General features: G+C 65.3%; 4 protein-coding genes and 1 pseudogene. 4 read left to right on the top strand and 1 reads right to left on the bottom strand.

Going from position 1 to position 6,771, the window contains the following annotated elements:
• Positions 1–159: 159 nt before the first annotated feature.
• The gene (ugpB, locus tag IVA74_RS34860) at positions 160–1,485 is read right to left on the bottom strand and encodes a sn-glycerol-3-phosphate ABC transporter substrate-binding protein UgpB (protein WP_247351860.1); all 1,326 of its coding nucleotides are present in this window, start codon (positions 1,483–1,485) and stop codon (positions 160–162) included.
• Positions 1,486–1,688: 203 nt separating this feature from the next.
• Here ugpB and IVA74_RS34855 point away from each other — a divergent pair.
• The 4 genes and pseudogenes from IVA74_RS34855 to IVA74_RS34840 form a co-directional block, all read left to right on the top strand.
• Positions 1,689–2,027, top strand: a pseudogene (locus tag IVA74_RS34855) (TRAP transporter substrate-binding protein); the annotation flags it as partial.
• A gap of 120 nt (positions 2,028–2,147) precedes the next feature.
• Positions 2,148–4,178 (top strand): ATP-binding protein, encoded by a 2,031-nt coding sequence (locus IVA74_RS34850; RefSeq protein WP_247351869.1) that lies wholly within the window; start codon positions 2,148–2,150, stop codon positions 4,176–4,178.
• Positions 4,148–5,893, top strand: a complete 1,746-nt coding sequence (locus IVA74_RS34845; protein WP_247351856.1) for a DUF3369 domain-containing protein — start codon at positions 4,148–4,150, stop codon at positions 5,891–5,893. Before IVA74_RS34850 ends, IVA74_RS34845 begins: the two co-directional genes overlap by 31 nt.
• A gap of 10 nt (positions 5,894–5,903) precedes the next feature.
• Entirely contained in the window at positions 5,904–6,641 is a 738-nt protein-coding gene (locus IVA74_RS34840) for a response regulator (RefSeq protein ID WP_247351854.1), read from the top strand.
• The last annotated feature ends 130 nt before the right edge of the window (positions 6,642–6,771 follow it).

Here is a 6,771-nt window from a genome sequence, read left to right as displayed (position 1 = left end):
CCGTAATCCATCCCAGACATCGCTCGCTCCCGCGAATCATCACTCAACTCACGGAATCAGCAATCAAATTCCTCCGCAATATGTGTGAATTCGATAGCCCGCAAGCGGGAGAGGGAGCGCGCCTCCTTCGCGGCTGCCGAAAGGTCCAATCTCAAGACTCTACCTATCCGGGCTGGCGCGCTCGAACTGGCGCAGCAGCTTGTTGCCGCGTTCGACCGCGGAATCGAGCGCACCTTGCGCGCTCTTGTGGCCGGCAAAGGCCTGCTCCAGCTCGTCCTCGATCGCGCCGCGGATCAGCACGAAGGAGCCGAGCCGGATGCCCTTCGAATTCTCCGTCGGGGGATGCAGCGTGATCTCCTCGAATGAGATCGCCGAGCCCCGATTGCGCTCGTAAAAACCTTGCGCGCGCGTCAGCTCGAAAGCGGCGCGGGTAACAGGCAGATAGCCGGTGTTCTGGTGCCAGGCGGCCTGCACGCCGGGCTGCGACAGATAGGCGAAGAACCGCGCCACGCCCTTGTATTCCTCGCGCGGGCGGTCGCGCAGCACCCACAATGTAGCGCCGCCGATGATCGAGTTCTGCGGCGCGCCCTTCACGTCGGGCCAATACGGCATCATGCCGTAGCCGATGTCGAATTTCGAATTCGCCTTGATGTCGGCCCGCGTCGCCGAGGAGCCGATGAAGATGCCGCATTCGCCGTTCTGGAAGCGCGGCTCGGCCGATTGGCCGCGGCCGCTATAATCGAACAGTTTTGTCTTTTGCCATTCGACAAGTTGGGCAACGTGTTTGACGACGACCGGATTGTTGACGGTCAGCTCGGCATCCAGCGCGGCAAAGCCGTTGGCCCGGGTCGCCAGCGGCAGATTGTGAAACGCCGAAAAGTTCTCGACATGGATCCAGGACGGCCAGGATGTGGTGAAGCCGCACACCGCACCGCGATCGCGCAGGCGTTTTGCAGCAGCGCCGAGCTCCGGCCAGGTTTTCGGCGGCGTCTCCGGATCGAGCCCTGCATCGCGGAACATGGTCTTGTTGTAATAGAGGATCGGCGTCGACGAATTGAACGGGAAGGACAACAGATTGCCGGCCGCATCGGTGTAGTAGCCGGAGACGGCGGGAAGGTAATCGCCCAGCGAGAACGGCTCGTTCATGTCCCGCATCAGACTGAACACGGGATAGATCGCGCCCTTCGCCGCGGTCATGGTGGCGGTGGCGACCTCGTTGACCTGAACGATCGCGGGCTGGCTGCGCGAGCGGAAGGCGAAGATCGCTGCCGTCACCGTCTCGGTGTAATTGCCCTTGTAAGTTGGCACGACGCGATAGTCCGGCTGCGAGGCGTTGAAGTCGGAGGCGAGCTTCTCGAGCTGCCGGCCGAGCTCGCCGGACATAGCGTGCCACCACGCGATGTCGGTGGCGGCACGCACCGGCGCGGCCAATGAGAGAGCCGCAAAGGCGGCGGCGAACCGCAAAAGGCGCGATGCTGAAGTCACGATGGCTCTTCCCGTGCCGCACGACGAAAGGCGGCTGTCCCTGCTTAAGGCGCGGCATTTGCGGTTTCAACCGGGAATGCGCGCCGGCCGCGCCGCGCACAATCACGCGGCTGCGCCGGGCGGGATGGGCCTACCCCGACCATCTGCTAGATTGCATTGAACCTTTTCCTCCCGCCATAGACTCCACCACTGAGGGGTTGAGTGTGCCAGTGTTGAACCGTGCCGAACTCTCGCGGACCGGGGTGGTTTTCGTCGCGCTTGTGATCGCCATCTGCGCGACGAGCGCCGTTGCGCGTGAATTCCGCGCGGCCGACACCCAGACCGAGGATTATCTGATCGTGCAGGCGCTGCGCTACATGGGCGCCCTGATCGCCGAGCGCAGAGGCGGCCGGCACGAGATCCTGTTCCGGTCCATCGAGCACATGCGGAAGGTGCTGGACGGCCCTATCGGCAGCGAGACCCTCGGCAGTTTCGAGCCCTGCGGCTTGGTCGGCCTCACCCTCTGCGATTCCGGCGCGCGCCGCCCGGTGAAGAGCGTGGCCTACGCGAGGACCGCCGACGATCCCGCCGCGACCGCGCTGATCGAACGCATTCGCAAGGTGGAGTGAAGCCTCTTGCCCGGGCTTGGACACAGCGAGCACGCAGACAGGCCGCCCGGCCCGATCGGGCGGCTGCGCGCGCGGCTCCTCGGTGGGCTCCGGGCGGTGCCGATCCGCTGGCGCATCCTGTCGATCGCGGCGCTGAATTCCGCCGTGGTGGTGGTGCTGGTCGCGCTGATCTGGAACGGCTCGCAGGTGCTCGGCTCGGCCTGGGACGACGTGCGCCAGGTGCGCGAGTCCGACCGGATTCTGGCGCTGCTCGAAAGCGAGACCGGGCGGCTGCACAATCTGATCCACCGCTACATCAACCAGCCGAGCCCGGATCTGTTCGCCGAGATCCTGCTGCTGCGCGAGGCGGTGCTGGGTACGCTGACCAACCGCGCCGCCAACGACCCGATGCTGTCGGGCTCGGTCGAGGAGCTGGAGCGTACCACCGACCGCTTTCTCAACGGCTTTGGCGAACTGCGCAGCGTGCAGGTCACCATCGCCAGGACCTACGAGGATCAGGTGCAGGGACCCGCCAGGGACATGGCCGGCCTCTACTCCATCATCGAAGGCGCCACCGGCCATCGCGACGCGCTGATCTGGCCTTCGCTCGGCAAGTCGCGCGAGGCCTTCACCGCGATGCTGGTCGCGGCCAATTCCTACTATCTGTCGCTGTCACCGGCCGCAGCCGACGAGGCGCGGCGCAACACCGAGACGATCGAGACAACCATCCCGGTCATGATCGATCTCGCCGAAAACGATCTCCAGCGCATGGCGCTGCAAAAGCTCGGGACCCGCACCGCCGCGCTGCGCGAAGGCTTTGCAAAGCTCTCCGAACAGCTCACGAGCCGCACCGAGCTGCTGCGCAACACCATCGACGCCAACCAGGCCGAGGCGATCGGCGCCATCGACGACCTCTCCACCAAGATGCGCCAGCGCGAGCAGAAGGCGCAGGAGACGTTCGACCGGACGCTCGCGGACATTTCGCGGCGTGTTCTTTCCATCGCCGTGATCTTCCTCGGCATCATCCTCACCGCCGGCGTGCTGATCGCGCTGTCGATCCGGCTGCCGCTGCAGCAGATCATGGCTGCGATGCGCGCGATTACGCTCGGCGACCTCGGCCGCGAGGTGCAGGGCACGCGCGCGCGCGACGAAGTCGGCGCCATGGCGCGCGCGGTGGAAGTATTCCGCGAAAACGCGATTGCCAAGCGCGAGACCGAGGACGAGCTGCGCGCATCCAAAGAGAAGGCCGAGAGCGCGCTGCTCGAGCTCAACACCGCGCAGCAGAATCTGATCGACGCCGAGCGGCTCGCAGCCCTCGGCGGCCTCGTCGCCGGCGTCGCCCACGAGGTCAACAACCCCATCGGCATCAGCCTGACCGTCGCGTCCAGCTTCGCCCGGCGCACCGAGATCTTCGAGGCCCAGCTCAAGGGCGAAGGCGGCCTGCGCCGGTCGCAGCTCGAAGAATTCGTGCAATCCTCGCGCGACGCCTCGCAGCAGCTGGTCGCCAACCTGCAGCGCGCCGGCGAACTGATCCAGTCGTTCAAGCAGGTCGCGGTCGACCGCTCCCATGCCGAGCGGCGGCAATTCTCCTTGAGCGAAGCCACCGACCAGATCATCGCGAGCCTGCGCCCGGTGCTGAAGCGGTCGCCGATCACGCTCCATGTCGACATGCCCGAGGGGCTGCTGCTCGACGGTTATCCCGGCTCCTACGGCCAGATCCTGACCAACCTCTTCCTCAACGCCGCCAACCACGCCTTTGCCGACGGCCGTGCCGGCACGATCACGATCTCGGCGCGGCCCCGCGGGGCCGACGACGTCGAGATCATCTTCACCGATGACGGGGCCGGCATGACCTCCGACGTGCAGCGCCAGGCCTTTGACCCATTTTTTACCACAAGGCGCAATGAAGGTGGCACGGGACTCGGCCTCCATATCGTCTATAACCTCGTCACCCAGCAGCTCGGCGGTCGCATGATGCTGGAATCCAAGCTGGGACAAGGCACTACATTTCGCATTATCATGCCCCGGGTCGCCAGGGGCGGCGCGCAAAGCACAGAGACTGACGGGACTTCTCAATGGCCGAACAGGACGATGTCCTCCACCTGATCGACGACACCGGTACCGCGTCGGAGGATGTTGACGCCCGGAAATGGAAGATCGCCGTCATCGACGACGATCAGGCCGTGCATGACGGCACCCGCTTCGCGCTGTCGGACTACAGTCTCAACGGCCAGGGCCTGGAGATCCTCTCTGCCCATTCCGCGGCGGAAGGTCGCAAGCTGATGGCCGCGCACAGCGACATCGCCGCCGTGCTGCTCGACGTCATCATGGAAACCGACGTCGCCGGCCTCGACCTGGTCGAGTACATCCGCAACGAGCTCAAGAACGAGACCGTGCGCATCATCCTGCGCACCGGGCAGCCCGGCCAGGCGCCCGAGCGGCGCGTGATCGTGCAGTACGACATCAACGACTACAAGGCCAAGACCGAGCTCACCGCCGACAAGCTGTTCACCTCGCTGACCGCGGCGCTGCGCTCCTACCAGCAGCTCGAGCGCATGCTGCAGACCCGGCGCGGGCTCGAGATCATCATCGACGCCGCCTCGACGCTGTACGATTTCAAGTCGATGCAGCGGCTCGCCGAGGGCGTGCTGACCCAGCTCGCCTCGCTGCTCAATGTCGATTGCGCCGGTATACTGGTTTTGCGCGACAATGGCGGCATCGACCCCGAGCTCTCGGTGCTCGCCGGCAGCGGCTGCTACAGCCGCTTCATCGGCATGACCACCTCGAAGGCGCTCGACCCCGAGCTGCGCCAGATGGTGGAGGACGCGTTCCAGCGCCGCAAGAACGAGTTCGCCGACCACCGCAGCGTGATCTATTTGCGCACCGGAAGCGGCCGCGAGGTCGTTGTGCTGCTCCAGGCCGAGCGCGAGCTGTCGGAGACCGACCGCTCGCTGGTCGAGATATTCTCCAGCCGGCTCTCGATCGCCTTCGACAACGTCATCCTCTACCAGCAGCTCCAGGCCGCCAACACCCAGCTGGAAGACCGCGTCGCCCAGCGCACCCGGGCGCTGATGCAGGCCAACCGCCGCCTCTCGGCGCAATGGCTGCGGCTGCAGCGCGCCAACGGCTTCAAGAACGAGATTCTCGGCACCGTCGCACATGATCTGAAGAACCCGCTCGGCGTCATCCTCGGCCGCACCGAGATGCTGAAGGAGCTGATCTCGACCGGCGCGTCGTCAAGCGGCGTGGTCGCCCAGGTCGATCACATCCGCGATGCGACGAAGCGCCTGACCACGATGGTCGACCATCTGATCTCGGATGCGATGGCCGATGCCTTCGACATCACCATCCGCCGCGAGCCGGTCGACGTTGCGGCCCTGGTCAAGGAGGTCGCCGAGGCCAACCATCCGCTCGCGGTCAACAAGCAGCAGGCGATCAGCGTCATCGCGCCGGCCAACATCGTCACCATGTGCGACACCGACCGCATCCGCGAGGCGATCGACAATCTCATCAGCAACGCGATCAAATACTCACCGATCGGCGGCAAGATCGATGTCGCCGTCAGCCATGAGGGCGGCGACACCATCGTCCGCGTCAGCGACGAGGGCGCCGGCCTGTCGCCGGAGGATCTCGGCCGCCTGTTCGGCCGGTTCCAGCGGCTGTCCGCAAAACCGACCGCCGGCGAGAGCTCGACGGGGCTTGGGTTGTCCATCGTCAAGCGTATTATCGACATGCATGGCGGCGAAGTGACCGCCGAGAGCGAGGGCCCCGGCAAGGGCTCGACCTTCACCATCACCCTCCCCGCGACAGAAATCCCGTGATTTCAAGACCATGACCCAAAGCCAGCACATCATGATTGTCGATGACGAGGCCCCGGCCCGGGAGATGGTCGGCGATTACCTCAAGATGCACGGCTTCACCGTGACGCTGTGCGACGGCGGCAAGTCGTTGCGCACCGCGATCGACGGCAGCATGCCCGACCTCGTCGTGCTCGACCTCAACATGCCCGAGGAAGACGGGCTCTCGATCATCCGCGACCTCAAGAGCCGCATCAACGTGCCGGTGATCATGCTCACCGCGACGGCGAGCCCGATCGACCGTGTCGTCGGCCTCGAGCTCGGCGCCGACGATTACGTGGCAAAGCCGTGCGAGCTGCGTGAGCTGATGGCGCGCATCCGCTCGGTGCTGCGCCGGAGCACGCCGGTGAAAGCCGTGGCGGCGGAAGCGGCGGCTGCGAAATCGGACAAGGAGCAATTGGTACGGTTCGGGACAAAGTGGCTCGATCTCGAAGCGCAGGCCTTGCGCGACGACGAGGGCAACGAGCATCCGCTGACCGCATCCGAGTTCGGGCTGTTGAAGGTGTTCGCGGCCAACCCGAAGCGCGTGCTGTCGCGCGAGCGCCTGCTGGAATTGGCCAACGCGCGCGACGCCGAAGCCTTCGACCGCGCCGTCGATCTGCGCATCATGCGCATCCGCCGCAAGATCGAGCCCGATCCGACAAAACCCGCCGTGATCCGCACCATCCGCGGCGGCGGCTATTTGTTCTCGCCGGTCGGGGAGAAGGCTTGAGTGTCGTCCTCGCGAAAGCCAGGACGACATCGGGGTTGAGGCGACAGCGAACGCAAAGGCCCGAAATACGTTCCAAGCGTCCCTAACCCCCGCCCCGTATTTTCCGTATATTGAAATTCCACGCCTTTTT

Origin of the sequence: Bradyrhizobium sp. 132 (assembly GCF_023074185.1) — a bacterium.
Taxonomy (GTDB): Bacteria; Pseudomonadota; Alphaproteobacteria; order Rhizobiales; family Xanthobacteraceae; genus Bradyrhizobium.
This window is presented reverse-complemented; position numbering and strand designations above follow the sequence as displayed.

Coding starts and splice junctions, on each gene's coding strand:
- IVA74_RS34840 (WP_247351854.1), top strand. CDS start 5,904: ATGACCCAAAGCCAGCACATCATGATTGTCGATGACGAGGCCCCGGCC.
- IVA74_RS34845 (WP_247351856.1), top strand. CDS start 4,148: ATGGCCGAACAGGACGATGTCCTCCACCTGATCGACGACACCGGTACC.